Source organism: Pseudomonas sp. lyk4-TYG-107 (assembly GCF_030209055.1).
GTDB classification, from domain to species: domain Bacteria; phylum Pseudomonadota; class Gammaproteobacteria; order Pseudomonadales; family Pseudomonadaceae; genus Aquipseudomonas; species Aquipseudomonas putida_A.
In genome coordinates, this window is sequence record NZ_JARVST010000028.1 from 72198 (window position 1) to 96789 (window position 24592).

At 61.0% G+C, this 24592-nt stretch carries 27 protein-coding genes; 16 read left to right on the top strand and 11 right to left on the bottom strand.

Annotated features, from left to right (window positions below; genetic code table 11):
- Nucleotides 1-109 precede the first annotated feature (109 nt).
- The 10 genes from ccmA to QRN61_RS23100 all read left to right on the top strand — a co-directional run bounded on the left by ccmA (nucleotide 110) and on the right by QRN61_RS23100 (nucleotide 7492).
- Entirely contained in the window at nucleotides 110-745 is a 636-nt protein-coding gene (gene ccmA, locus QRN61_RS23055) for a cytochrome c biogenesis heme-transporting ATPase CcmA (protein WP_027613927.1), read from the top strand.
- The gene (gene ccmB, locus QRN61_RS23060; RefSeq protein WP_003222942.1) at nucleotides 742-1410 is read left to right on the top strand and encodes a heme exporter protein CcmB; all 669 of its coding nucleotides are present in this window, start codon (nucleotides 742-744) and stop codon (nucleotides 1408-1410) included. The genes ccmA and ccmB overlap by 4 nt, the downstream gene beginning before the upstream one ends.
- Nucleotides 1411-1488: 78 nt before the next feature.
- The gene (locus QRN61_RS23065) at nucleotides 1489-2244 is read left to right on the top strand and encodes a heme ABC transporter permease (RefSeq protein ID WP_047599963.1); all 756 of its coding nucleotides are present in this window, start codon (nucleotides 1489-1491) and stop codon (nucleotides 2242-2244) included.
- Nucleotides 2241-2417: a heme exporter protein CcmD gene (gene ccmD, locus QRN61_RS23070; RefSeq protein ID WP_115987129.1), complete on the top strand. Its 177-nt coding sequence runs from the start codon at nucleotides 2241-2243 to the stop codon at nucleotides 2415-2417. The genes QRN61_RS23065 and ccmD overlap by 4 nt, the downstream gene beginning before the upstream one ends.
- Nucleotides 2414-2869 carry a cytochrome c maturation protein CcmE gene (ccmE, locus tag QRN61_RS23075; RefSeq protein WP_041072935.1) on the top strand — a complete coding sequence of 152 codons (456 nt, stop codon included), beginning with the start codon at nucleotides 2414-2416 and terminating at the stop codon, nucleotides 2867-2869. Before ccmD ends, ccmE begins: the two co-directional genes overlap by 4 nt.
- Nucleotides 2870-2872: 3 nt before the next feature.
- Nucleotides 2873-4861 carry a heme lyase CcmF/NrfE family subunit gene (locus QRN61_RS23080; protein ID WP_115990410.1) on the top strand — a complete coding sequence of 663 codons (1989 nt, stop codon included), beginning with the start codon at nucleotides 2873-2875 and terminating at the stop codon, nucleotides 4859-4861.
- On the top strand, nucleotides 4858-5394 hold the full coding sequence (locus QRN61_RS23085; RefSeq protein WP_095139393.1) for a DsbE family thiol:disulfide interchange protein: 537 nt from the start codon (nucleotides 4858-4860) through the stop codon (nucleotides 5392-5394). The genes QRN61_RS23080 and QRN61_RS23085 overlap by 4 nt, the downstream gene beginning before the upstream one ends.
- Nucleotides 5391-5861: a cytochrome c-type biogenesis protein gene (locus QRN61_RS23090; protein WP_003222948.1), complete on the top strand. Its 471-nt coding sequence runs from the start codon at nucleotides 5391-5393 to the stop codon at nucleotides 5859-5861. The genes QRN61_RS23085 and QRN61_RS23090 overlap by 4 nt, the downstream gene beginning before the upstream one ends.
- Complete coding sequence (ccmI, locus tag QRN61_RS23095) at nucleotides 5858-7060, top strand: c-type cytochrome biogenesis protein CcmI (protein WP_285375631.1); 1203 nt, start codon at nucleotides 5858-5860, stop codon at nucleotides 7058-7060. Before QRN61_RS23090 ends, ccmI begins: the two co-directional genes overlap by 4 nt.
- 27 nt (nucleotides 7061-7087) lie before the next feature.
- The gene (locus tag QRN61_RS23100) at nucleotides 7088-7492 is read left to right on the top strand and encodes a hypothetical protein (protein ID WP_134785764.1); all 405 of its coding nucleotides are present in this window, start codon (nucleotides 7088-7090) and stop codon (nucleotides 7490-7492) included.
- A gap of 104 nt (nucleotides 7493-7596) precedes the next feature.
- Here QRN61_RS23100 and QRN61_RS23105 read toward each other — a convergent pair whose 3' ends face one another.
- Nucleotides 7597-8484: a LysR family transcriptional regulator gene (locus QRN61_RS23105; RefSeq protein WP_096796243.1), complete on the bottom strand. Its 888-nt coding sequence runs from the start codon at nucleotides 8482-8484 to the stop codon at nucleotides 7597-7599.
- Between the two features lie 267 nt (nucleotides 8485-8751).
- On the opposite strand from QRN61_RS23105, the gene QRN61_RS23110 reads away from it, so the two are divergent.
- Both QRN61_RS23110 and QRN61_RS23115 read left to right on the top strand, forming a co-directional pair.
- On the top strand, nucleotides 8752-8964 hold the full coding sequence (locus QRN61_RS23110) for a type II toxin-antitoxin system HicA family toxin (protein ID WP_027613935.1): 213 nt from the start codon (nucleotides 8752-8754) through the stop codon (nucleotides 8962-8964).
- Complete coding sequence (locus tag QRN61_RS23115; RefSeq protein ID WP_007961664.1) at nucleotides 8964-9368, top strand: type II toxin-antitoxin system HicB family antitoxin; 405 nt, start codon at nucleotides 8964-8966, stop codon at nucleotides 9366-9368. Before QRN61_RS23110 ends, QRN61_RS23115 begins: the two co-directional genes overlap by 1 nt.
- 58 nt (nucleotides 9369-9426) lie before the next feature.
- Here QRN61_RS23115 and QRN61_RS23120 read toward each other — a convergent pair whose 3' ends face one another.
- The gene (locus tag QRN61_RS23120) at nucleotides 9427-10614 is read right to left on the bottom strand and encodes an MFS transporter (protein WP_096796242.1); all 1188 of its coding nucleotides are present in this window, start codon (nucleotides 10612-10614) and stop codon (nucleotides 9427-9429) included.
- Nucleotides 10615-10857: 243 nt separating this feature from the next.
- On the opposite strand from QRN61_RS23120, the gene QRN61_RS23125 reads away from it, so the two are divergent.
- Nucleotides 10858-11478 (top strand): DUF5666 domain-containing protein, encoded by a 621-nt coding sequence (locus tag QRN61_RS23125; protein ID WP_115990405.1) that lies wholly within the window; start codon nucleotides 10858-10860, stop codon nucleotides 11476-11478.
- A gap of 239 nt (nucleotides 11479-11717) precedes the next feature.
- Here QRN61_RS23125 and QRN61_RS23130 read toward each other — a convergent pair whose 3' ends face one another.
- The 8 genes from QRN61_RS23130 to gcl all read right to left on the bottom strand — a co-directional run bounded on the left by QRN61_RS23130 (nucleotide 11718) and on the right by gcl (nucleotide 21358).
- Complete coding sequence (locus tag QRN61_RS23130) at nucleotides 11718-12713, bottom strand: sulfate ABC transporter substrate-binding protein (RefSeq protein WP_115990404.1); 996 nt, start codon at nucleotides 12711-12713, stop codon at nucleotides 11718-11720.
- Nucleotides 12714-12818: 105 nt separating this feature from the next.
- Nucleotides 12819-13643 carry an ion transporter gene (locus tag QRN61_RS23135; protein WP_096796239.1) on the bottom strand — a complete coding sequence of 275 codons (825 nt, stop codon included), beginning with the start codon at nucleotides 13641-13643 and terminating at the stop codon, nucleotides 12819-12821.
- 21 nt (nucleotides 13644-13664) lie between these two features.
- Nucleotides 13665-14579: an urea transporter gene (locus QRN61_RS23140; RefSeq protein ID WP_096796238.1), complete on the bottom strand. Its 915-nt coding sequence runs from the start codon at nucleotides 14577-14579 to the stop codon at nucleotides 13665-13667.
- A gap of 147 nt (nucleotides 14580-14726) precedes the next feature.
- The gene (pyk, locus tag QRN61_RS23145) at nucleotides 14727-16142 is read right to left on the bottom strand and encodes a pyruvate kinase (protein ID WP_007961656.1); all 1416 of its coding nucleotides are present in this window, start codon (nucleotides 16140-16142) and stop codon (nucleotides 14727-14729) included.
- Nucleotides 16139-17413, bottom strand: coding sequence for a glycerate kinase type-2 family protein (locus tag QRN61_RS23150; protein ID WP_285375638.1), 1275 nt, complete (start codon nucleotides 17411-17413; stop codon nucleotides 16139-16141). The genes pyk and QRN61_RS23150 overlap by 4 nt, the downstream gene beginning before the upstream one ends.
- 154 nt (nucleotides 17414-17567) lie before the next feature.
- Entirely contained in the window at nucleotides 17568-18461 is an 894-nt protein-coding gene (locus QRN61_RS23155) for a 2-hydroxy-3-oxopropionate reductase (protein WP_003222962.1), read from the bottom strand.
- A 161-nt stretch (nucleotides 18462-18622) separates the two neighbouring features.
- On the bottom strand, nucleotides 18623-19405 hold the full coding sequence (gene hyi / locus QRN61_RS23160) for a hydroxypyruvate isomerase (RefSeq protein ID WP_095050211.1): 783 nt from the start codon (nucleotides 19403-19405) through the stop codon (nucleotides 18623-18625).
- A 177-nt stretch (nucleotides 19406-19582) separates the two neighbouring features.
- The gene (gcl, locus tag QRN61_RS23165; RefSeq protein WP_096796234.1) at nucleotides 19583-21358 is read right to left on the bottom strand and encodes a glyoxylate carboligase; all 1776 of its coding nucleotides are present in this window, start codon (nucleotides 21356-21358) and stop codon (nucleotides 19583-19585) included.
- Between the two features lie 269 nt (nucleotides 21359-21627).
- On the opposite strand from gcl, the gene QRN61_RS23170 reads away from it, so the two are divergent.
- Both QRN61_RS23170 and QRN61_RS23175 read left to right on the top strand, forming a co-directional pair.
- On the top strand, nucleotides 21628-22068 hold the full coding sequence (locus tag QRN61_RS23170; protein ID WP_027613943.1) for a GlcG/HbpS family heme-binding protein: 441 nt from the start codon (nucleotides 21628-21630) through the stop codon (nucleotides 22066-22068).
- A gap of 211 nt (nucleotides 22069-22279) precedes the next feature.
- Nucleotides 22280-22738 carry an REP-associated tyrosine transposase gene (locus tag QRN61_RS23175; RefSeq protein ID WP_115990401.1) on the top strand — a complete coding sequence of 153 codons (459 nt, stop codon included), beginning with the start codon at nucleotides 22280-22282 and terminating at the stop codon, nucleotides 22736-22738.
- Between the two features lie 129 nt (nucleotides 22739-22867).
- Here QRN61_RS23175 and QRN61_RS23180 read toward each other — a convergent pair whose 3' ends face one another.
- Nucleotides 22868-23476, bottom strand: coding sequence for a TetR/AcrR family transcriptional regulator (locus QRN61_RS23180; protein WP_034151540.1), 609 nt, complete (start codon nucleotides 23474-23476; stop codon nucleotides 22868-22870).
- A gap of 134 nt (nucleotides 23477-23610) precedes the next feature.
- Here QRN61_RS23180 and QRN61_RS23185 point away from each other — a divergent pair, with 134 nt between their 5' ends.
- Nucleotides 23611-24525 carry a DUF808 domain-containing protein gene (locus QRN61_RS23185; RefSeq protein ID WP_027613945.1) on the top strand — a complete coding sequence of 305 codons (915 nt, stop codon included), beginning with the start codon at nucleotides 23611-23613 and terminating at the stop codon, nucleotides 24523-24525.
- Nucleotides 24526-24592: the final 67 nt, after the last annotated feature.

The following is a 24592-nucleotide window of genomic DNA, read 5'->3' on the forward strand; positions in this document are numbered from 1 at the left end:
TAGCAATTGTTTGATCCAGCTCTCTGCTTCGCACCGTCATTGCATTTATCCTGCATCTCTTTAACGGCCGCGCCAGAGCCGACTTGAACCGTATAAGGCCCGTGATCCCTTGACCAGTCCTGTCCTGCAAACCGTTGCCCTTGCCTGCGAGCGAGACCTGCGGCTGCTCTTCGAAAATCTCGAATTAAGACTGGCCAGTGGCGATATGGTGCAGATCAGCGGCCCCAACGGCAGCGGCAAGACCAGCCTGCTGCGTCTGTTGTCCGGGTTGATGCAGCCGACCAGCGGTCAAGTGCTGCTCAACGGCCAGCCCTTGACTGCACAACCGAGCGAACTGGCGCGCAACCTGTTGTGGATCGGCCACGCTGCCGGGATCAAGGACCTGCTGACCCCGGAAGAGAACCTGTCCTGGCTCTGCGCCCTGCATCGGCCGGCCGGGCGCGAGGCGATCTGGCAGGCGTTGGCAGCCGTAGGATTGCGCGGATTCGAAGACGTTCCCTGCCACACCCTGTCCGCCGGTCAGCAACGCCGCGTGGCGCTGGCGCGGCTGTATCTGGACAGCCCGCCGCTGTGGATTCTCGACGAGCCGTTCACCGCGCTCGACAAACAGGGCGTGGCGCAGCTTGAAGAACACTTGGCCGGGCACTGCGAGCGCGGCGGTCTGGTGGTTCTGACCACGCACCACACATTGAGCCGGATGCCGGCCGGTTATCGCGATATCGATCTGGGGAACTGGGCAGTATGAGTGTGTTCGGCCTGCTGGTTGCCCGTGAGTCCCGTTTGCTGTTTCGTCGCCCGGCGGAACTGGCCAATCCGCTGATTTTCTTCGCCATCGTCATCGCCTTGTTCCCGCTGGCCGTCGGCCCGGAAACTCAAGTCTTGCAAAACCTGTCCCCGGGGTTAGTCTGGGTGGCCGCGTTGTTGTCGGTCCTGCTTTCGCTGGACGGACTGTTTCGCAGTGATTTCGAAGATGGCTCCCTGGAACAGTGGGTCCTTTCGCCGCACCCGCTGCCCCTACTGGTGCTGGCCAAGGTGCTGGCACACTGGCTGTTCTCGGGACTGGCACTGGTTCTGCTCTCGCCGTTGCTGGCGTTGATGCTCGGTTTGCCGGTCGCCTGCCTGCCGGTGTTGCTGTTGTCGTTGCTGCTGGGTACACCGGTGCTGAGCCTGCTCGGTGCGGTGGGCGCGGCGCTGACGGTTGGTTTGAAACGCGGCGGCCTGTTGCTGGCGTTGCTGATTCTGCCGTTGTACATCCCGGTGTTGATCCTGGGCAGTGGCGCTTTGCAGGCCGCCTTGCAAGGCATGCCGGCGACCGGGTATCTGCTGTGGCTGGGTAGCCTGACCGCCCTGGCGATCACCCTGACACCTTTTGCAATAGCTGCTGGCCTGAAGATCAGCGTCGGCGAATAATGAGGTCTGGTTAAAATTTAACCAGCAAAGACCCTGAGACTGCTCACACCGATGAGCGGCACCCGTGATGGAAACAGTATGAACTGGACCTGGTTTCACAAGCTCGGCTCGCCCAAGTGGTTCTACGGCATCAGCAGCAGGTTTCTGCCGTGGCTGAGCATTGCCGCGTTGCTGCTGATCAGCATTGGCGTCGTCTGGGGCCTGGCCTTCGCACCGCCGGATTATCAGCAGGGCAACAGCTTCCGCATCATCTATATTCACGTGCCGGCGGCAATGCTGGCGCAGTCGATCTACGTGATGCTGGCGGTGTGCGGCGTGGTCGGGCTGGTGTGGAAAATGAAACTGGCCGACGTCGCCCTGCAATGTGCGGCACCGATTGGTGCGTGGATGACCGCTGTGGCGCTGGTCACCGGGGCGATCTGGGGCAAGCCGACGTGGGGCTCGTGGTGGGTCTGGGATGCGCGGCTGACGTCGATGCTGATTCTGCTGTTCCTGTATTTCGGCGTGATTGCGCTGGGCAATGCCATCAGCAATCGTGACAGCGCCGCCAAGGCCTGCGCCGTGCTGGCGATCGTCGGGGTGATCAACATCCCGATCATCAAGTACTCGGTGGAGTGGTGGAACACCCTGCACCAGGGCGCGACCTTCACCCTCACGGAAAAACCGGCGATGCCCGCTGAAATGTGGCTGCCGCTGTTGCTGACGGTGCTGGGGTTCTACTGCTTCTTCGGCGCCGTGCTGTTGTTGCGCATGCGCCTTGAAGTGCTCAAGCGCGAAGCCCGCGCCAGTTGGGTGAAAGAAGAAGTGCAGAACAGCCTGGAGGCCGCGCGATGAGTTTCGCTTCATTCGGCGACTTCCTCGCCATGGGCCATCATGGCCTGTATGTCTGGTCGGCCTACGGCATTTGTCTGACGGTGCTGATCCTCAACGTGGTCGCCCCGATCGCGGCCCGCAAGCGCTATCTGCAACAAGAGGCGCGTCGTCTGCGCCGGGAGAACGGCAAGTGAATCCGCTGCGCAAAAAACGTCTGACCCTCATTCTGGCGATCCTGGTCGGGGTCGGCGCTGCCGTCGGCCTGGCCCTCAGCGCCCTGCAGGAAAACATCAACCTGTTTTACACGCCGACCCAGATCGCCAACGGCGAAGCGCCGCACGACACGCGCATCCGCGCCGGCGGCATGGTCGAGAAGGGCTCGCTGCAACGTTCGCCGGACTCACTGGACGTCAAATTCGTTGTCACCGACTTCAACAAAGCCGTGACCATCACCTATCGCGGGATCCTCCCGGATCTGTTCCGCGAAGGGCAGGGCATCGTCGCATTGGGCAAACTCAACGCCGACGGCGTGGTGGTGGCCGATGAAGTGCTGGCCAAGCACGACGAGAAGTACATGCCGCCGGAAGTGACCAAAGCGCTGAAAGACAGTGGTCAATCGGCACCGACCCCAGCGAAGGAGGGTTGATCGATGACTTCTGCACTGTTTATTCCCGAACTCGGCCATCTGGCGATGATTCTGGCGCTGTGTTTTGCGCTGGTGCAGGCCGTGGTGCCGCTGTTCGGTGCGTGGCGCGGCGATCGTATGTGGATGGGCCTGGCCCAGCCGGCGGCGTGGGGTCAGTTTGCGTTCCTGCTGTTTGCCTTCGGTTGCCTGACCTACGCGTTCATGACCGACGATTTCTCGGTCGGTTATGTGGCGATGAACTCCAACAGCGCCTTGCCGTGGTACTACAAGTTCAGCGCGGTGTGGGGCGCCCACGAAGGTTCGCTGCTGCTGTGGGCGTTGATCCTCGGTGGCTGGACCTTCGCCGTGTCGGTATTCTCCCGGCAGTTGCCGCAAGTCATGCTCGCCCGTGTGCTGGCGGTGATGGGCATGATCAGCACCGGTTTCCTGTTGTTCCTGATCCTCACCTCCAACCCGTTCTCGCGGATTCTGCCGCAGATTCCGGCGGATGGGCGTGACCTCAATCCGCTGCTGCAAGACATCGGCCTGATCGTCCATCCACCGATGCTCTATATGGGTTATGTCGGGTTCTCGGTGGCCTTCGCCTTCGCCATTGCCGCACTGCTCGGTGGTCGTCTCGACGCCGCGTGGGCACGCTGGTCGCGCCCTTGGACGATTGTCGCCTGGGCCTTCCTCGGCATCGGCATCACCCTCGGTTCATGGTGGGCGTACTACGAACTCGGCTGGGGCGGCTGGTGGTTCTGGGACCCGGTGGAAAACGCCTCGTTCATGCCATGGCTGGTCGGCACCGCACTGATTCACTCGCTGGCAGTCACGGAAAAACGTGGTGTGTTCAAGAGCTGGACGGTGTTGCTGGCGATTGCCGCATTTTCGTTGAGCCTGCTCGGTACGTTCCTCGTGCGCTCCGGCGTGCTGACTTCGGTACATGCGTTTGCCTCGGACCCTGAGCGCGGCGTGTTCATTCTGATCTTCCTGCTGTTTGTGGTCGGCGGTTCGCTGACGCTGTTTGCGTTGCGCGCGCCAGTGGTCAAGAGCCAGGTCGGCTTCAACCTGTGGTCGCGGGAAACCCTGTTGCTGGGCAACAACCTGGTGCTGGTGGTGGCGGCGTCGATGATTCTGCTCGGCACCCTGTATCCGCTGATTCTCGATGCCTTGAGCGGCGCCAAACTGTCGGTTGGCCCACCGTACTTCAACGCGTTGTTCATCCCGTTGATGGCGTTGCTGATGGTGGTGATGGCGGTCGGCGTGATCGTGCGCTGGAAGGACACCCCGGTGAAGTGGCTGGCGAACATGCTGACCCCGGTGCTGCTCGGCAGCGTCGCATTGGCCGTGGTGGCCGGTGTCGCTTACGGCGATTTCAACTGGGCGGTGATCGCGACGTTCCTGCTTGCTGCATGGGTGTTGCTCGCCGGTGTGCGCGACATCTTCGACAAGACTCGCCACAAGGGCCTGATCAAAGGCCTGCCAACCCTGACCCGCAGCTACTGGGGCATGCAGATCGCTCACCTGGGCATCGCCGTGTGCGCCCTCGGCGTTGTGCTGTCGAGTCAGAACAGTGCCGAGCGTGATCTGCGTCTGGCGCCGGGCGAATCGATGTCCCTGGCCGGTTATCAGTTTGTTTTCGAAGGTGCCAAGCACTTCGAAGGGCCGAACTTCACCTCCGACAAGGGCACCATCCGGGTGATCCGCGACGGCAAGGAAATCAGCGTGCTGCACCCGGAAAAACGCCTGTACACCGTGCAGAGTTCGATGATGACCGAGGCCGGGATCGATGCCGGTTTCACCCGCGATCTCTATGTTGCACTGGGCGAGCCGCTGGAAAACGGCGCGTGGGCGGTACGGGTTCACGTCAAACCGTTCGTGCGCTGGATCTGGTTCGGCGGTTTGCTGACCGGTCTGGGCGGATTGCTGGCGGCGCTGGATCGGCGTTATCGAGTCAAGGTCAAAGCCCGGGTGCGTGAAGCCCTCGGCCTGCAAGGAGCGGCTGCATGAGACGTTGGTTGATGCTGGTACCCCTGGCGATTTTCCTGCTGGTGGCGGTGTTTCTGTATCGCGGTCTGTACCTCGATCCGGCGGAGCTACCGTCGGCGATGATCAACAAGCCTTTCCCGGAGTTCACTCTGCCGAATGTGCAGGGCGACAAGACCCTGACCAAGGCTGACATTCTCGGCAAACCGGCGCTGGTCAACGTCTGGGGCACCTGGTGCATTTCCTGCCGGGTCGAGCACCCGGTGCTAAACAAACTGGCCGAGCGCGGCGTGGTGATCTACGGCATCAACTACAAGGACACCAACGCCGATGCGTTGAAGTGGCTGGCCGAATTCCACAACCCGTACCTGCTGGATATCCGTGACGACGAAGGTTCGCTGGGCCTCAACCTCGGCGTGTACGGCGCGCCGGAAACCTTCTTCATCGACGCCAAGGGCATCATCCGTGACAAGTACGTCGGGGTGATCGACGAGCAGGTCTGGCGCGAAAAACTTGCAGCCAAATATCAGGCGCTGGTCGATGAGGCCAAGCCATGAAGCGCTTTATCGCTGCCGTGGTCTTGGGCCTGAGTCTGGCCGGTGTGGCGCATGCCGCGATCGACACCTACGAGTTCGCCAAGGAAGGCGATCGCGAGCGCTTTCGTGAACTGACCAAGGAACTGCGCTGCCCCAAGTGCCAGAACCAGGACATCGCCGACTCCAACGCGCCGATTGCCGCCGACCTGCGCAAAGAGATTTTCCGCATGCTCGGCGAGGGCAAGGACAATCAGCAGATCATCGATTTCATGGTCGATCGCTACGGTGATTTCGTCCGCTACAAACCGGCGCTCAATGCCAAGACAGCCTTGCTGTGGTTCGGCCCGGCCGGTCTGTTGTTCGGCGGTCTGGTGGTGATCGCGGTGATCGTTCGCCGACGCCGCGCACAACGCACCGAGACCCCGCCATCGCTGTCAACCGAAGAGCGTCAGCGCCTCGACCAACTGTTGGATAAAAACCAAGAATGATTGATTTCTGGCTTGCCGCAGGGCTGTTGCTTCTGGTCGCCCTGAGTTTTCTGCTGATCCCGGTTTTGCGTGGCCGTCGCGCCCAGCGTGAAGAGGATCGAACTGCCCTGAACGTGGCGCTGTATCAGGAGCGCGTGGCCGAGTTGCAAGCGCAGCAGGCTGAAGGTGTACTCGATGTGGCGCAAATGGACAGCGGGCGCGCGGAAGCTGCGCGTGAGCTGCTCGCCGATACCGAAGGCGTTGCCGCACCGCGTGTGTCGAAACTGGGCAAGCCGTTGCCGCTGCTGGCGGCGGTGTTGGTGCCGGTGTTGGGCCTGGGTCTGTACCTGCATTTCGGTGCTGCCGATAAAGTCGAACTGACCCGCGAATTCGCCCAGGCGCCGCAGTCGATGGAAGAGATGACCCGGCGTCTGGAGCGTGCCGTCGCCGCGCAACCGGATTCGGCGGAAGGCCTGTACTTCCTCGGGCGCACCTACATGGCCCAGGATCGTCCGGCAGATGCGGCCAAGATGTTCGAACGCGCCGCCAACCTGGCCGGTCGCCAGCCGGAGCTGCTCGGCCAGTGGGCGCAGGCGCAGTATTTCGCCGACGGTAAAAAGTGGTCGGACAAGATCCAGGCCCTGACCGATGAAGCGCTGAAAGCCGATCCGAAAGAAGTCACCAGCCTCGGCCTGCTCGGCATCGCCGCGTTCGAGGGTGAGCGTTATCAGCAGGCAATCGACTATTGGAACCGGCTGCTGGCGCAGTTGCCAGAGGGCGACAACTCCCGCACCGCCTTGCAGGGCGGGATCGAGCGAGCCACCGAGCGCCTGCAAGCCAGTGGCGGCAAGGTCGCCGCAGCGCCGGCCGCCAAGGTTGCCGCACTGCTCAAGGTGCGTGTCGATCTGGCCAGCGAACTCAAAGGCAAGGTGCAACCGGGCGACAGCGTGTTCATCTTCGCCCGCGCCGTTTCCGGCCCACCGGCACCGCTGGCGGCCAAGCGTCTGACCGTGGCCGATCTGCCGGTCACTGTCGAACTGGGCGATGCCGACGCGATGATGCCGCAGTTGAAACTGTCGAACTTTCCTGAAGTCCAACTGGTTGCACGCATCTCTCGCGCCGGTCAGCCAACCGCCGGGGAGTGGGTAGGTCGCAGCGGCCCGCTGGCCAGCAGCACCACCGCGCCGCAAACACTGACCATCGACAGCCCGGACCAATAACCCCGGAACCCACAGGAAAGCACCGCCATGCACAGCCTCGCCCGCATCTCCGTCATCACATTGGCCTTGAGCATGAGCGCATGTGCGGTGCACCGACCGGAACCGACCACCAACCTGCCGCCGATCCCGCCGTCACAACCGAGCCCGACCCCGTCGACCTCGCCGACACCGGGCAAAAGCATCCCGGCCAAACCGTCCAAGCCAGTCCCACGCACCTCAGCCAGCTTCGCCCCACCACCGGGCGGCAACAGCCACTGGGACCAGAAGCTCGGCGTCTACGTCCTCGACGACCAGCCCAACACCTTCTACCGCCAGCGCACCTACTTCCGCTGGAACAACGGCTGGACTCGCTCCGTCAGCCCCAACGGCCCGTGGGAAGACACCGATATCCACGGCGTGCCGCCGGGATTGGGCAAACAGTTCGGGCAGTAATGAAAAACGGCGATCTCTGGATCGCCGTTTTTTTGTGTGTTGCCGGGCATTGATGATGTCCCTGTAGGAGCTGGCGAAGCCTGCGATCTTTTGATCTGCTGTTTTCAAAGTTCGCTGGTCAACAACCCTTGCACATAATCCACAAACGCCCGCGCCTTCGCACTGACCATCCGCCCCGTGGGAAACACCGCCCACAAGTCCTGATCCGGCAATACCCAGTCACTCATCACCGCCCTGACCGCGCCGCTTGCCAGCTCCGGGGCGAACATCCATTGCGAGGCGATGGTCAGGCCCTGATCGGCCAGCACGGCTGCACGCAAACCCTCGGCGGCGCTGACCCGCAGGCGGCCGGTGAGGGTTTGCGTCTGTTGTTCGCTGCCCTGAGTGAAGGTCCAGGTGGCGCCGCCGCTGAGGTTGTAGACGATGCCTTGGTGCTTATCCAAATCGGCAGGGCAGCTCGGCTCGCCGTGGCGGGCGAAGTAGGCCGGGGTGCCGAGCACTACGCGGCGACAGTCGGCGATTTTACGCACGGTGAGGCTGGAGTCGCTGAGCGGGCCCATGCGCAGGGCGACGTCGATACCTTCTTCGACCAGATTGATATTGCGGTCATCGAGCATCAGGTCGATGTTCAATTGCGGGTGCTGCTCGAGAAACGGCCCCAGCTGCGGCACGACGTGCAGGCGACCGAAAGTCACCGCAGCGCTGATCCGCAGGTTGCCGCTTAAACCGCTGGCGCTGCCACGGGCGGCGTTATCGGCTTCGTTGGCTTCGTCGATGGCGCGTCTGGCCCGTTCGAAAAACGCGAGTCCGGCTTCGGTCGGGGTCAGGCCGCGAGTCGAGCGCAGCAACAGGCTTACCGCCAGGCGTTTTTCCAGCTGAGCGATGGTTTTCGACACGGCGGGCTGGCCAATATTCAAGCGTCGGGCGGCGGCGGAAAAGGAGCCGGTTTCGACCACGTACACGAAGGTTTCCATGGCGGCGAGGCGGTCCATCAGTCTTCCTGCAAATCTGAAAGTTGTCGTAGTCCCCTTGTGGGAGCGGGCTTGCTCGCGAAAGCGGTCTGACATTCAGCACATGTATTGGCTGATCCAACGCCTTCGCGAGCAAGCCCGCTCCCACAGGGAATAGGGTGCTGAGTGTAATCCGCGTCCATTCAATCACATGCGGTAAAACAACCAAACGTCGTCCTGCAGATTTATGTGCTTGAGTAAAGATAACTCTAGGGTTACTTTTGTTCGGCCGAAGCAAGGAGGCGGTAGGTGCAAAGCAGGCTATTGATCAAGGAGCTGGAGGAGGCAGGCTGGACGCTGGATCGAGTCACCGGCAGTCATCACATCTTCACGCATCGTTACAACCCGTACACCATTCCCGTTCCTCACCCTAAAAAGGATTTGCCGCTGGGGACGGTCAAAAGCATCAGGAGGCGTGCCGGGTTGTACCACCCGCCAGCCAGCTACAAGGGAGATCCATAATGCAATATCCGATCTGCATCGAATGGGGTGACGACAACACCGCCATCGGTATTCAGATACCTGACATTCCCGGCGCCGTCACGGCCGGGGACACTTTCGAGGACGCCTATAACGCAGCCGTTGAAGTCGCCCATCTCATGTTGCAGGAGATGGCGGCGGACGGGGAATCGATTCCGATGCCGACGTCGGCAGCGGCCCATCGCAATAATCCGGAGTTTGCCGACATGGGCTGGGGGATGCTCGAGCTGGATATCTCGCCGTACATGGGCAAGACCGAGAAGGTCAACGTGACGTTGCCAGGCTATGTGATCCAGCGCATCGATCGCTATGTGCGTGAACACAATGTCAAAAGCCGCTCTTCGTTTCTGGCAGATGCGGCGATGGAGAAGCTGGTTCGGTATTAAGCGTCATCGCTCTCACAGGCCCAGTGAGCAACCTGTGGGAGCGAGCTTGCTCGACATCTTACGCCGTTGCCAAAGCACCACGCTGCGACGCACTCAGGAACCGCAACAACGCCAGCAGCGGGAATGCGCTACCGACAATCACGATCCACAACCAGCCGCCATGCTCATACACCGCACTGGCGACCGACGAGCCGAAAGCGCCGCCGATGAAGATGCTGGTCATGTACAGCGCGTTGAGGCGACCACGGCTTTTGGCGTCCAGCGAGTAGACCGCGCGCTGGCCGAGAACCATGTTCATCTGCACGCAGAAGTCCAGTACCACGCCGGTCACCGCCAGGCCGATGACGCTGTAGGCCGGGTGAATGAAGGCCGGCAGGAAGCTCAGGCTGGCGAACAGCATGGCCAGCAGCGAAGCGATGCGGGTGTGGCCGGCGTCAGCCAGGCGTCCGCTGATCGGCGCGGCGATGGCACCGATGGCACCGACCAGCGCGAAGATCGCAATCTCGCTTTGCGACAGACCGTGGTTGCGCGCCAGTTCCAGTGGCACCGCTGTCCAGAACAGGCTGAAGGTGGCGAACATGCAGCCCTGATAAAACGCGCGCTGACGCAGCACCGGTTGCTGGCGCAGCAGCGTCCACAGCGAGCCGAGCAACTGGCCGTAGGAAGCGCTGTGATCCGGTTGACGCTTGGGCACGGTCAACGCCAGCACCACGCTGATCGCGGCCATCAACGCCGCGGCAATCATGAACATCGCGCGCCAGCCGAAATGGTCAGCGACGACACTCGACACCGGCCGCGCCAGCAGAATGCCCAACAGCAGGCCGCCCATGATCCCGCCGACCACCCGGCCACGGGATTCTTCCGGCGCCAGATGCGCGGCCAGCGGAATCAGGATCTGCACCGACACCGAACTGAAGCCCACCAGCAACGAGATCAGCAAAAACACATTCGGCTGGCTGGTGAACGCTGCACCGAGCAGGCTGGCAATCGCCACCACGGTGGTGATGATCATCAGCCGGCGGTTTTCCAGCAGGTCGCCCAGCGGCACCAGGAAGAACAGGCCCAGCGCATAGCCGATCTGCGTCAGCGAAACGATGAAGCTGGCCATGGTGTCGGAGAGACCGATGTCCGGCGCGATCAGGCCGATGATCGGCTGCGCGTAGTAAATGTTGGCGACGATCGCGCCGCAGCAGAAGGCGAACAGCAGCACCATGCCTCGGGTCATTGCGTGAGTTGTGGCGTTCATAAGGTTTCTCGATCCAGCGAAAGGGAATGCGGTGAGGCTAAGGGACGTACCGAAGCGGCGGTAGAAGCCTTGTATCGATATCAGTTATTCCGTTGCGGAATGATTGGCTTCCAACAGGGTGTCGTCCATCGGCGAACCTTGCGTCCGGCCGGGGAGGGTCGATGATACATTCACTTACATCTTCTTCGATAGCGTGCTTATGTTTACCGCTGCGCTTTTACTGTTCATCAACGGAGGATTGCCATGTTGCGCCAGCTGCTGCGTCACACCACCACGATTGCCTTGATTGGCCTGCTCAGTGCCACTGCGGCGCAGGCCGCCGATGCCCCGGGTATGCGTCTCGGCGTGCGCGGTGAGATCACCGGGGTCAGCGCCGATTCGCTGAAAGTCCACGTCAACAGCGGCGAGAACGTGGTGATCCGGTTGACTGCGGACACCAAGGTGCGTGCCGTCACGCTGGCGAATATCGAAGACATCAAACCCGGCAGCTACATTGGCTCGGCCGCCATGCCGCAGGAAGATGGCACCCTCAAGGCAATGGAAGTGCACGTATTCCCGCCGGAACTGGCCGGCAGCGGTGACGGTCATCGGCCGTTTGATCTGGCCAAGGGCAGCAGCATGACCAATGGCAGCGTCGGTGATCTGGTGGTCAGCAATGGCCGGGTGCTGACCGTCAACTACAAGGGCGGGCAGCAGAAAATTCTGGTGCCGGAGGATGTGCCGATCGTCAATCTGACGCCGGGGGATCGGAGTTTGCTGAAGGTGGGGGTGAAAATTGTCAGCTTCGTCACCCAGGACGCCGATGGCACATTAACGGCGCAATCGATTTCCGCCGGCAAGGATGGCGTCACGCCGCCTATGTAAAAGCCCCTCACCCTAACCCTCTCCCGGAGGGAGAGGGGACTGTTTGGGGGATGCTGAAGCAATATGCCGACCTGAAACTTGGTTGCCGAATCCATAATCTATAAGGTCTTTCAGGTCGATGTAACTCGCCAGACACCTCGGTCGGCCCCCTCTCCCTCCGGGAGAGGGCTGGGGTGAGGGCAAAACTGCCATGAAAAAAGGCGACCACTGAGGGTCGCCTTTTTCATGTCCGCCAAATCTTACTGGCTGTAGATCTGATCAAAGATCCCGCCATCATTGAAGTGGGTCTTCTGCACCGAACGCCAGTCACCGAAGGTCTTTTCAACCGACAGGAAGTCGACTTTCGGGAAACGGTCGGTGTACTTCGCCAGCACTGCCGGGTCCCGTGGACGCAGGTAGTTGGCGGCGGCGATTTCCTGACCTTCCGGCGACCACAGATATTTCAGGTATTCATCGGCGGCGGCGCGGGTGCCTTTTTTGTCGACCACTTTGTCGACCACCGACACCGGTGGTTCGGCCTCGGCGGAGACGCTTGGGTAGATCACCTCGAACTGATCGCGACCGAACTCGCGAGCGATCATCTCGGCTTCGTTCTCGAAGGTGACCAGCACGTCGCCGATCTGGTTGGTCATGAACGTGGTGGTCGCGGCGCGGCCACCGGTGTCCAGCACCGGCGCTTGTTTGAACAGTTTGCCGACGAACTCCTTGGCCTTGTTCTCGTCACCGCCGTTTTTCAGCACATAGCCCCAGGCCGAGAGGTAGGTGTAGCGGCCGTTGCCCGAAGTTTTCGGGTTCGGCACGATCACTTGCACGCCGTCCTTGAGCAGGTCCGGCCAGTCTTTCAGGGCTTTCGGGTTGCCTTTGCGGACGATGAACACGGTGGCCGAGGTGAACGGTGCGCTGTTGTTCGGCAGGCGGCTGACCCAGTTTTCCGGCACCAGTTTGCCGTTGTCGGCGAGGGCGTTGATGTCGGTCGCCATGTTCATGGTGATGACGTCAGCCGGCAGGCCGTCGATCACCGAACGCGCCTGCTTGCTCGAACCGCCGAAGGACATTTGCACGGTGATGTTTTCGTTGTGCTCGGCCTGCCAGTGTTTCTGGAACGCAGTGTTGTAATCCTTGTAGAAATCGCGCATCACGTCATAGGAGACGTTGAGCAGGGTCGGTGCGGCTTGAGCCACGCTGCCAAAGGCAAGACCGGCGGCGAGAAGTGAGGCGCCAAAGAGTTTTTTCACTGCGCATTCCTTGTTGTGTCGGTGATAACGGTCGGGGGTGATACCGTTTTGCCAGCGACTATAGCCGGGCTGGCATAGTCGTTTAAAGATTAAAAAGCTCTGTGCTTATTCCACTTTCTTAAACAGCTGACTGCCGCACCGCGAGCAAAACGCTGCGTTCTGTTCATGGCTGTTTTTCTTGCAAATCGGGCAGTCATGTTGCAGCTGTTCGCCGCGCATGGCGTTGGCCAGTTCTGCAGTGAAAATCCCGGTGGGCACGGCGATGATCGAGTAACCGGTGATCATCACCAGCGACGAAATCACCTGGCCCAGCGGGGTCTTCGGCACGATGTCGCCGAAGCCGACGGTGGTCAACGTCACAATAGCCCAATAGATGCCTTTGGGGATGCTGGTGAAGCCATGTTCCGGGCCTTCGATCACGTACATCAGGGTGCCGAACACCGTCACTAGGGTGCAGACGCTGACCAGAAACACCACGATCTTCTGCTTGCTGCCACGCAGCGCCGACATCAGGTAGTTGGCTTGCTTGAGGTACGGGCTGAGCTTGAGCACGCGGAAAATCCGCAGCATCCGAATGATGCGGATGATCAGCAGGTACTGCGCATCGCTGTAATACAGCGCGAGGATCCCCGGCACGATCGCCAGCAGGTCCACCAGTCCGTAGAAACTGAAGGCGTAGCGCAACGGTTTCGGTGAGCAATACAGGCGCAGGATGTATTCACCGAGAAAAATGACGGTGAAGCCCCACTCGATGTAGGCCAGCACATCGGCGTAGTTCTGGTGAATGCTGTCGATGCTGTCGAGCATCACCACCACCAGGCTGGCGAGGATGATCAACAGCAAGGTGCCGTCGAAGCGCCGCCCGGCGAGGGTGTCGCTCTGGAAAATCATCACGTAAAGCCGTTCGCGCCAACTGTTGCTGCTGTCCATGGATAACGCCTGAATTGAAGATCAGCGCAGCCTAGGTTGATTGTCCCCCTGTGCGCAAGGCGTGGCGTCGACGGCCGCTTTGCCAAGCATCTGGATCCCGGCGCGGATCAGCCAGCCGGCGAGGATGAACGGTGCGGTCAGTGTTGCCAGACCAAGGGCGGCGAACAGCGGGGTGACCAGCAGCGCAAGGACGATGCCCAGCAGCGGCAGCCAAGGTTGTTGGCGCTGCGCACTGAAGGCGAGGGCGGCGAGTACCGCGTTGTAACTGCCCAGTCCCAGCAATGCCGCGCCGGTTTCGTGGTGCAGCAGACTGGACGCAAGGCCGATGGCTGACGCGAATAATGCCCAGCAAAAGGCGCGGCGATCAGCGATCAACAAGCCAATGGCGATCAATGCGCCGGCCAGTGGATGATCAAGGAACATCACCTGACCCAGTCCACGCAACTCAGCGGCGAGCAAATTCAGCGTGTTCATCTCGATGTGCGCTGTCGGCGCGGACGGCTCGGCGAACAGCAGCAGGATCCAGCCGATGGCCACGAATGGCGAGGTGTAGGCCGGTATCGATCGACTGCGGTAAACGTGTTTGAGCCATTGCTGAGTGAGCATCGCACTGACGCCGCCAGCCGCCAGAATCAGCGGCGGCAGCAGCGGTGACCAGGGGAAATACAGACTCAGCAACAAGCCGAGCAGCACGCCGTTGTAGCTGAACAAACCGGCCTGACGATCAGCCTTGGCATAGTTACGTCGCTGTGCAGTGAGCAATCCAGCGACCGCCCCGAGCAGCGCGCCGGCAAACAGCACCGGCGCAGTGAGCAGGATCGCCAGCAGGCACAACAGGCCGCATAGCGGGTGGCGCTGGAGGAATATCTGACTGAAACCGTTGAGCAAAGCCTCGGCCCAGTCGGGGCAGTGGGTGTTGAAATGATTGGCAGGCATGGGCAGTTCTGAAAGTCAGTGAAACCGAGTTGCCTTCTTCGCCAGCAGGCTGGCTCCCACATTGAATCTTTGTTCAGTCATTGAGTTTGTGATGCACACAAATCAACTGTGGGAGCGAGCCTGCTCGCGAAGAGGCCGGTACAGGCGCTAAATCAATGTTTCAATCCGTAGCGAGTTAGTCGAACCAGGCTGCCCGAACGGCACCCCCGCAGTGATCAGCAGCGTATCGCCACGCTCGGCCATGCCTTGCGCCTGAGCGATTTCCAGCGCGGTCGAACACACTTCATCGACCTGACGCAGGCGATCGTTGACCACCGAATGAATACCCCACGCCACACTCAAACGTCGTGCCGTTTGCAGGTTCGGCGTCAGGTTGAGGATCGGCGCTTTCGGCCGCTCCCGCGCTGCACGCAACGTCGAAGCGCCCGATTCACTGTAGTTGACCAGCACTGCCACCGGCAGCACATTGCTGATGCGGCGGATCGCGCAGCTGATGGCATCGGACACCGTTGCCTCGGCTTTCGGTCGGCTGACGTCGAGTTGAGTCTGATAGTCCGGACCGTTTTCCACTTGGCGAATGATCTTGCTCATCATCTGCACCGCTTCCAGCGGGTATTCACCGGATGCGGTTTCCGCCGAAAGCATCACTGCGTCCGCGCCTTCAGCCACAGCGTTGGCCACGTCAGTGACTTCAGCACGGGTCGGTGCCGGGGAGAAGCGCATCGATTCGAGCATCTGCGTCGCCACCACCACCGGTTTGCCGAGTTCGCGGCAGGTGCTGATGATGTTCTTCTGGATCTGCGGCACGCTTTCCGCCGGCACTTCGACACCGAGGTCACCGCGCGCCACCATGATCGCGTCGCTCAGTTCGGCGATTTCGCGCAGTTGTTCAACTGCTGACGGCTTCTCGATTTTCGCCATCAGGAACGCCTTGTCGCCGATCAGTTCGCGGGCCTCGAGAATGTCTTGCGGACGTTGCACGAACGACAGCGCCACCCAGTCCACGCCCAGCTCCAGACCGAAGCTCAGGTCGCGGCGATCCTTGGCGGTCAGCGGGCTCAAATCGAGCACCGCCTGCGGCACGTTCACGCCTTTGCGGTCCGACAGTTCGCCACCGTTGAGCACGGTGGTGTCGATCGCGTCGGAGTATTTGCTGACCACGCGCAGGCGCAGTTTGCCGTCATCCAGCAGCAGATCCATGCCGGCTTCCAGCGCGGCAATGATCTCCGGATGCGGCAGATTCACCCGGCGTTCATCGCCGGGTGTGGCGTCCAGATCGAGGCGGAACGCCTGACCGCGATGCAGTTGCACCTTGCCGTCGGCGAACTTGCCGACGCGCAGTTTCGGCCCCTGCAAATCCATCAGGATCCCCAGCGGATAGTTGAGCTGGCGCTCGACTTCGCGGATCCACTGATAGCGCTTGGCGTGGTCGGCGTGATCGCCGTGGCTGAAGTTCAGGCGGAAGATGTTGACCCCGGCCTCGACCAGTTCACGGATGTCTTCGATGCCATCGACGGCAGGCCCGAGGGTGGCGAGGATTTTGACCTTTTTATCAGGCGTCATGATTTGCAGTTCTCAAGGATCAGGATGGCGCGGAAGTCGTTGACGTTGGTGCGGGTCGGCTCGGTGACGATCAGCGCATCGAGCGCCTCGAAGTAGCCGTAACCGTTGTTGTTATCCAGCTCGTCGCTGGCGCTCAAACCGAGGGCGGCGGCGCGGGCGTAGCTGTCCGGGGTCATGATCGCGCCGGCGTTGTCTTCTGAACCGTCGATGCCGTCGGTGTCACCGGCCAGCGCGTAAACGCCGGGCTGGCCCTTGAGGCTGTCGGTGAGGCTGAGGAGGAATTCGGCGTTGCGCCCGCCGCGACCATTGCCGCGCACGGTGACCGTGGTTTCGCCGCCGGAAAGAATCACGCACGGCGCCGCCAACGGCTGACCATGGTTGATGATCTGCCGAGCGATGCCGGCGTGGACCTTCGCCACTTCACGTGACTCACCTTCCAGGTCGCCAAGGATCAATGTGCTGAAACCGGCCTGACGGCATTTCACCGCCGCTGCATCCAGCGATTGCTGCGGGCGGGCGATCAACTGGAAATGGCTGCGAGCGAGGCTCGGATCACCGGGTTTGACCGTTTCCGATTCCGGGCTTTGTAGCCAGTTGCGCACCGACGCCGGGACTTCAATGCCGTAGCGTTTGAGGATCGCCAGCGCTTCGGCCGAAGTGCTCGGGTCGGCCACGGTCGGGCCGGAGGCGATGACCGTGGCGAGGTCGCCCGGTACATCGGAAATTGCGTAGGTGTAGACGGTGGCAGGCCAGCAAGCCTTGCCGAGGCGGCCGCCCTTGATCGCCGAGAGGTGCTTGCGCACGCAGTTCATCTCGCCGATGGTCGCGCCGGATTTAAGCAGGGCTTTGTTGATCGACTGCTTGTCGGCCAGGGTGATGCCTTCGGCTGGCAGCGCGAGCAGGGCAGAACCGCCGCCGGAGAGCAGGAAGATCACGCGGTCGTCTTCAGTCAGATTGCTGACCAGTTCCAGCACGCGTTTGGCCACGGCCAGGCCGGCAGCGTCCGGTACCGGATGCGCGGCTTCGACCACTTCGATTTTTTCGCATGGAGCGCCGTGACCGTAACGGGTCACCACCAGACCGGATACTTCACCCTGCCAGCAGCGCTCGACCACCTGGGCCATGGCGGCTGCGGCCTTGCCAGCGCCGATGACGATCACCCGACCCGTGCGATCGGCAGGCAGATGGGCTTCGAGGACTTGGTTCGGATGGGCCGCGTCGATGGCTGTGGCAAACAGCTCGCGCAGCAGTTGTTGCGGATCGACCGACATGGCGGGCTCCCGGAATTCTTGTTATTCGAAAGGGCAACTCGGACCCCTTGTGGGAGCGAGCCTGCTCGCGAAGGCGGTGTGTCAGCCAACATCGATGTTGAATGTGCAACCGTTTTCGCGAGCAGGCTCGCTCCCACAGGGTTTTGTGCAGGCTTTATTTTTTGTCGCGAATCGAGAAGTTGGCCATGTGTTCCAGACCCTTGATCAGCGCCGAATGGTCCCAGTTGCTGCCACCGATCGCCGCGCAGGTGCTGAACACTTGCTGGGCGTTGGCGGTGTTCGGCAGGTTGATGTTCAGCTCCTTGGCGCCTTGCAGGGCCAGGTTCAGGTCCTTCTGGTGCAGGCTGATACGGAAGCCCGGATCGAAGGTGCCTTTGATCATGCGCTCGCCGTGCACTTCGAGGATCTTCGACGAAGCGAAACCGCCCATCAGCGCTTCACGCACCTTGGCCGGATCAGCACCGTTTTTCGAAGCGAACAGCAGGGCTTCAGCCACGGCCTGAATGTTCAGCGCGACGATGATCTGGTTCGCCACTTTGGCGGTCTGACCGTCGCCATTGCCACCGACCAGGGTGATGTTCTTGCCCATGGCCTGGAACAGCGGCAAGGCGCGTTCGAAGGCATCGGCATCGCCACCGACCATGATGCTCAGGGTCGCAGCCTTGGCGCCGACTTCCCCACCGGACACTGGCGCGTCGAGGTATTGCGCGCCTTTCTCGTTGATCTTCTTGGCGAAGGCTTTGGTGGCGGTCGGCGAGATCGAGCTCATGTCGATCACCACTTTGCCTTTGCCGATGCCGGCAGCGACGCCGTCGGCGCGGAACAGCACGTCGTCGACCTGCGGGGTGTCCGGCACCATGACGATGATGAATTCAGCTTCCTGCGCCACTTCGCGCGGGTTGGCCAGAGCGACGGCGCCAGCGGCGACCAGATCGGCTGGAGCGGCGTCGTGGTGCGCCGACAGGAACAGGCTGTGACCGGCTTTCTGCAGGTTCGAAGCCATTGGGTGGCCCATGATGCCGGTGCCGATAAATCCGATTTTAGCCATGAGAAAATCCTCTTGTTTTTGTCTTGCTCAAGCGAAATAGGGGGTGTTGCTTTGGGTGGGAGCGGGCTTGCTCGCGAATGCGGTGGAACATTCAATATCCGTGTTGACTGAACCACCGCATTCGCGAGCAAGCCCGCTCCCACAAGGGTTTTGCAGTGTTCTTAAATGGCGTTGTGGGTTTTCAGCCAGCCGAGGCCTGCTTCAGTGGTGGTCAGCGGCTTGTATTCACAGCCCACCCAACCCTGATAACCAATGCGATCCAGGTGTTCGAACAGGAAGCGGTAGTTGATCTCACCGGTGCCCGGCTCGTTGCGCCCCGGGTTGTCCGCGAGCTGCACGTGGTTGATCTCGCCCAGGTGCGATTGCAGGGTGCGGGCCAGATCGCCTTCCATGATTTGCATGTGATAGATGTCGTATTGCAGGAACAGATTGGCGCTGCCGACCTGCTCGCGAATCGACAGGGCTTGCGCCGTGTTGTTCAGGTAGAAGCCCGGGATGTCGCGGGTGTTGATCGCTTCCATCACCAGTTTGATACCCGCCGCCTGCAGCTTGTCGGCTGCATATTTGAGGTTGGCGACGAAGGTTTTTTCCACGGTGGCATCGTCCACGCCTTGCGGACGGATACCGGCCAGGCAGTTGACCTGGGTGTTGCCCAGCACTTGCGCGTAGGCAATCGCCAGATCGACCCCGGCGCGGAACTCTTCAACGCGATCCGGCAGACACGCGATACCGCGCTCGCCCTTGGCCCAGTCACCGGCCGGCAGGTTGAACAGCACTTGGGTCAGACCGTTGGCATCGAGCCTGGCCTTGATTTCGGCGGAGCTGAAGTCGTACGGGAACAGGTATTCCACGCCACTGAAACCGGCCTTGGCGGCGGCGTCGAAACGGGCAAGGAAATCCTGTTCGGTGAACAGCATGGACAGGTTGGCTGCGAAACGCGGCATGGTGGTCTCCTAAAACGGTTTTGACGCGGGTGGTCAGACTAAACCCAATCAGTCCCCTCTCCAGGGGGAGAGGGTTAGGGTGAGGGGGGAATCAGGGTTGGCCCCAAATTCCCCGAACGACACAAAATCGCTCCCTCACCCCAGCCCTCTCCCGGAGGGAGAGGGAGCCAGTTACGTTCAGTCGAGCAACGAAATCGCCGTTGGCGCGTCGTTGCCGACCAGCGCCAGGTCTTCGAATTCGTTGACGGCGTTGATCTCGGTCCCCATGGAGATGTTGGTCACACGCTCCAGGATGATCTCGACAATCACCGGTACCTTGAACTCTTCGATCATCTGTTCGGCCTTGCGCAGGGCAGGGGCGATTTCCGACGGTTCGAACACCCGCAGGGCTTTACAGCCGAGGCCTTCGGCGACTGCGATGTGGTCGACACCGTAACCGTTGAGTTCCGGCGCGTTCAGGTTATCGAAGGACAGCTGCACGCAGTAGTCCATTTCGAACCCGCGCTGGGCCTGACGGATCAGCCCCAGGTACGAGTTGTTCACCACGACGTGGATGTAAGGCAGTTTGAACTGAGCGCCGACCGCCAGCTCCTCGATCATGAACTGGAAGTCATAGTCCCCCGACAGGGCCACGACTTTCCGGCTCGGATCGGCCTTGACCACGCCCAGCGCTGCCGGAATGGTCCAGCCCAACGGGCCGGCCTGACCGCAGTTGATCCAGTGACGCGGCTTGTAGACGTGCAGGAACTGCGCGCCGGCAATCTGCGACAGACCAATGGTGCTGACGTAGCAGGTGTCTTTGCCGAACACCTGGTTCATCTCTTCGTATACGCGCTGCGGCTTGACCGGCACGTTGTCGAAGTGAGTCTTGCGGTGCAGGCTGGCCTTGCGCTGCTGGCAATCCTGCAGCCAGGCGCTACGGTTTTTCAGCTTGCCGGCGGCTTGCCATTCACGGGCGACTTCGATGAACACGGTCAGCGCGGCAGCGGCGTCGGAGACGATGCCCAGATCCGGAGTGAACACGCGGCCGATCTGCGTGCCTTCGATGTCAACGTGAATGAACTTGCGGCCTTCGGTGTAGACATCCACCGAACCGGTGTGGCGGTTGGCCCAACGGTTACCGATACCCAGTACCACGTCGGATTTCAGCAGCGTCGCGTTGCCATAACGGTGCGAAGTCTGCAGGCCGACCATGCCGACCATCAGCGGGTGATCGTCCGGGATGGTGCCCCAGCCCATCAGGGTCGGGATCACCGGAATACCGGTCAGTTCAGCGAACTCCACCAGCAGATCGCTGGCGTCGGCGTTGATGATGCCGCCGCCGGCCACCAGCAATGGGCGCTCGGCCTGATCAAGCAGGGCCAAAGCCTTCTCGACCTGAACGCGGGTCGCAGTTGGCTTGGCCAGCGGCAGCGGCTGGTAGGCGTCGATGTCGAATTCGATTTCAGCCATCTGCACGTCGAACGGCAGGTCGATCAGCACCGGGCCTGGACGACCGGAGCGCATTTCGTAGAAGGCTTTCTGGAACGCGTAGGGCACCTGGCCCGGCTCCAGAACGGTGGTCGCCCACTTGGTGACGGGCTTGACGATGCTGGTGATGTCGACTGCCTGAAAGTCTTCCTTGTGCATACGGGCGCGGGGTGCCTGGCCGGTGATGCAGAGGATAGGGATCGAGTCGGCCGAGGCGCTGTAGAGCCCGGTGACCATGTCGGTACCGGCAGGGCCGGACGTACCGATGCACACGCCGATGTTGCCGGCCTTGGTGCGGGTGTAACCCTCGGCCATGTGTGACGCGCCTTCGACGTGACGAGCGAGGACGTGATCGATGCCACCGACTTTCTGCAGGGCGGAGTACAGCGGGTTGATCGCAGCACCCGGAATGCCAAAAGCGGTATCAACCCCTTCACGGCGCATCACCAGAACGGCGGCTTCGATTGCTCTCATTTTGCTCATGGTTTTGTGCCTCTTTACGTTTTGTAATTGTATACAAGTGGCTTTGCGCAGAGTGTATTCACGGCGGACGGCGCAGGTCAATCCATTTTCTCAAGCGCCTGTTTCATTCGTCGTAAGCCCGGTTCTGCTGTGGCTTTTCGTCGCATGTGGCGCTTTTCGATAATTATTGTATACAAAAAAATAATTCATTGTGTTCTATTTGTGGCATCGGGCTGCGGCACTTAAGCGCAGCCCCACGACTTTCCCAATAACAAAATGAGGACGGCACCATGAGCGCTTTAACCTTGAAAGTCGCAGTCAACCTGGTCAACGAAGCCATCAGCACCGGGCGCGGGATCAACGCCGCGCCGCTGACCATCGCGGTACTCGATACCGGCGGCCACCTGATCACCCTGCAACGCGAAGACGGCGCCAGCCTGCTGCGCCCGAACATCGCCATCGGCAAAGCCTGGGGCGCTATCGCTCTGGGCAAGGGCTCACGCCTGCTGGCGCTGGACGCCCAACAACGCCCGGCCTTCATCGCCGCACTCAACAGCATGGGCCAGGGCAGCGTGGTCCCGGCCCCGGGCGGGGTGTTGATCCGTGATCAGGCGGGGAATGTGCTGGGGGCGATCGGGATTAGCGGCGATCTGTCGGATATTGATGAGCAGGTGGCGATCAAAGCGGTGGAGGCTCTGGATTTGAGGGCGGATGCGGGGGTGGCTGCTTGATTTTGTAGCGTCTGATCAAAAGTCATCGCTGGCAAGCCAGCTCCCACAAGGTTTTGTGTTTAGCAACGATTTGTGAACGAAACAAGCCACTGTGGGAGCTGGCTTGCCAGCGATGGCGCCCTGTCTGACACATCAAGAAAAAAGACCAAACCAATCAAACAGATCATTGAGGTCTAGCCTTCTGATGAACTCATCATGAAGGGGCAATGGATTGCCTGATCTTCCAGCTTCACATCGTCTGCGAACTGGCCGCTACGCCGAAGCCAATCGAATCTATCTACTGACAACCAACACGCTTGATCGCGAGCCGATCTTTGCTGACTTCGCTTTGGGCAGATTGGTGGTTCATCAATTTCGGCGGGCACAAGAGTTTGGATTGGCAAAGTCACTGGCGTGGGTGGTCATGCCGGACCATTTTCATTGGCTTGTTGAGCTGGAAAACTGTTCTTTGCGCAGACTGATGCGCGAGACCAAGTCCCTGGCTACTCGAGAGGTGAACCATTGCACCGGCAGGAGCGGCCCGCTATGGCAACAGGGCTATCACGACCGGGCGCTTCGAATGGAAGATGACTTGGTAAAAATGGCCCGGTATGTAGTGGCCAACCCGTTACGGGCTGGACTGGTGGAGAAACTTGGCGACTATCCGCTGTGGGATGCAGTTTGGCTTTAACACTTCTGAATCGAGTTGCCCCTATCGCTGGCAAGCCAGCTCCCACGGGGATTTGCGTCGTTCGCAAAAATTGTGTTCAACACAAACACCTGTGGGAGCTGGCTTGCCAGCGATAAGGGCAGCGCGGTCTCACTGATCCGGCTCACACCCTTTCAACACCAGCCGAATAATCGTCTGCGCCGCCGCCTCGTAATCCGCCTCGTCGAGCTTGTCCTTGCCGGTGACCGCAGAGATCTGCCAGTCGAAATCGGCGTAGGTCTGGGTCGCGGCCCAGATGCTGAACATCAGGTGATTGGGGTCGATCGGGGCGATCTGGCCGCGGTCGATCCAGCTCTGGATGCAGTCGATGTTGTGCTTGGCCTGGCTGTTGAGCTGCTCGACCAAGTCGGCGCTCAGGTGCGGAGCGCCGTGCATGATTTCGCTGGCGAACACCTTGGAGGCGAAGGGCAGGTCGCGGGAGATGCGGATCTTCGAGCGGATGTAGCCGCTGAGCACTTCGCTCGGTACGCCGTCCGGGTTGAACGGGGTCGAAGCCTGCAGGATCGGCACGATGATGCTTTCCAGGACCTCGCGGTAGAGGTTTTCCTTGGATTTGAAGTAGTAGTAGACGTTGGGCTTGGGCAATCCTGCCTTGGCGGCGATGTCGCTGGTTTTGGTCGCAGCGAAGCCCTTGTCGGCAAATTCCTCACTGGCGGCACGCAGGATCAGTTCTTTGTTGCGCTCGCGGATTGTGCTCATAAACCCGGTGGTTCCTTGCCTGTTCTGGCGGTTGCGCATGGTAGCACCGGCCTCGCGCACGGCTCAAGAATGCCCCGTGTGGCCTGCAGTCGCGGTATGCTGCGCGACATTATTCACATAAGGAAACAAGATTCATGGCAGGAAGCAGTTTGCTGGTGCTGATCGACGATATTGCCACCGTTCTGGATGATGTGGCGTTGATGAGCAAAATGGCCGCGAAGAAGACCGCCGGCGTACTCGGCGACGATCTGGCGCTCAATGCCCAGCAAGTCTCCGGGGTGCGCGCCGAGCGGGAAATTCCTGTGGTCTGGGCGGTCGCCAAGGGCTCGTTCCTCAACAAGCTGATTCTGGTGCCCTCGGCGCTGGCGATCAGTGCATTCGTGCCGTGGCTGGTGACGCCGCTGCTGATGGTCGGTGGCGCGTACCTGTGTTTCGAAGGTTTCGAGAAACTCGCGCACAAGTTCCTGCACAGCAAGGCCGAAGTTGATGCCGACCACGCGCAATTGAGCGCGGCGGTGGCCGAGCCGACCACCGATCTGGTGGCTTACGAGAAGGACAAGATCAAAGGCGCGATCCGCACTGACTTCATCCTCTCGGCGGAAATCATCGCCATTACCCTTGGTACCGTGGCCGACGCATCGCTGAGCCAGCAAGTGATCGTCATGTCCGGCATCGCTATCGTCATGACCGTCGGTGTTTATGGCCTGGTGGCCGGCATCGTCAAACTCGACGATCTGGGCCTGTGGCTGACCCAGAAATCGGGTACGGCAGCAAAAAACATCGGCAATGCAATCCTGCGCGCCGCCCCGTACATGATGAAAGGCCTGTCGGTGATCGGCACGGCGGCAATGTTCCTCGTCGGTGGCGGCATCCTCACCCACGGCATTCCCGTGGTGCATCACTGGATTGAAAGTGTCGGTGTGGCGGCCGGTAGCGCCGGGTTCGCAGTCCCTGTGCTGCTCAATGGCGTGGCGGGGATCATCGCGGGCGCGGCAGTGCTGGCGGTGGTTTCGGTGGTCGGCAAAATCTGGCGCGCAATCAAAGGCTGAACACAATAACCCTGTGGGAGCGAGCCTGCTCGCGAAGGCGTCGAGTCAGCCACCCCCTTCGGGTCTG

Coding starts and splice junctions, on each gene's coding strand:
- QRN61_RS23135 (WP_096796239.1), bottom strand. CDS start 13,643: ATGGACAGCAGCAACAGTTGGCGCGAACGGCTTTACGTGATGATTTTC.
- hyi (WP_095050211.1), bottom strand. CDS start 19,405: ATGCCGCGTTTCGCAGCCAACCTGTCCATGCTGTTCACCGAACAGGAT.
- QRN61_RS23155 (WP_003222962.1), bottom strand. CDS start 18,461: ATGGCTAAAATCGGATTTATCGGCACCGGCATCATGGGCCACCCAATG.
- QRN61_RS23125 (WP_115990405.1), top strand. CDS start 10,858: ATGTTGCGCCAGCTGCTGCGTCACACCACCACGATTGCCTTGATTGGC.
- QRN61_RS23115 (WP_007961664.1), top strand. CDS start 8,964: ATGCAATATCCGATCTGCATCGAATGGGGTGACGACAACACCGCCATC.
- ccmD (WP_115987129.1), top strand. CDS start 2,241: ATGAGTTTCGCTTCATTCGGCGACTTCCTCGCCATGGGCCATCATGGC.
- QRN61_RS23180 (WP_034151540.1), bottom strand. CDS start 23,476: ATGAGCACAATCCGCGAGCGCAACAAAGAACTGATCCTGCGTGCCGCC.
- QRN61_RS23090 (WP_003222948.1), top strand. CDS start 5,391: ATGAAGCGCTTTATCGCTGCCGTGGTCTTGGGCCTGAGTCTGGCCGGT.
- QRN61_RS23085 (WP_095139393.1), top strand. CDS start 4,858: ATGAGACGTTGGTTGATGCTGGTACCCCTGGCGATTTTCCTGCTGGTG.
- QRN61_RS23170 (WP_027613943.1), top strand. CDS start 21,628: ATGAGCGCTTTAACCTTGAAAGTCGCAGTCAACCTGGTCAACGAAGCC.
- QRN61_RS23120 (WP_096796242.1), bottom strand. CDS start 10,614: ATGAACGCCACAACTCACGCAATGACCCGAGGCATGGTGCTGCTGTTC.
- ccmI (WP_285375631.1), top strand. CDS start 5,858: ATGATTGATTTCTGGCTTGCCGCAGGGCTGTTGCTTCTGGTCGCCCTG.
- QRN61_RS23100 (WP_134785764.1), top strand. CDS start 7,088: ATGCACAGCCTCGCCCGCATCTCCGTCATCACATTGGCCTTGAGCATG.
- QRN61_RS23080 (WP_115990410.1), top strand. CDS start 2,873: ATGACTTCTGCACTGTTTATTCCCGAACTCGGCCATCTGGCGATGATT.
- QRN61_RS23150 (WP_285375638.1), bottom strand. CDS start 17,413: ATGTCGGTCGATCCGCAACAACTGCTGCGCGAGCTGTTTGCCACAGCC.
- pyk (WP_007961656.1), bottom strand. CDS start 16,142: ATGACGCCTGATAAAAAGGTCAAAATCCTCGCCACCCTCGGGCCTGCC.
- ccmB (WP_003222942.1), top strand. CDS start 742: ATGAGTGTGTTCGGCCTGCTGGTTGCCCGTGAGTCCCGTTTGCTGTTT.
- gcl (WP_096796234.1), bottom strand. CDS start 21,358: ATGAGCAAAATGAGAGCAATCGAAGCCGCCGTTCTGGTGATGCGCCGT.
- QRN61_RS23065 (WP_047599963.1), top strand. CDS start 1,489: ATGAACTGGACCTGGTTTCACAAGCTCGGCTCGCCCAAGTGGTTCTAC.
- QRN61_RS23105 (WP_096796243.1), bottom strand. CDS start 8,484: ATGGACCGCCTCGCCGCCATGGAAACCTTCGTGTACGTGGTCGAAACC.
- QRN61_RS23185 (WP_027613945.1), top strand. CDS start 23,611: ATGGCAGGAAGCAGTTTGCTGGTGCTGATCGACGATATTGCCACCGTT.
- QRN61_RS23140 (WP_096796238.1), bottom strand. CDS start 14,579: ATGCCTGCCAATCATTTCAACACCCACTGCCCCGACTGGGCCGAGGCT.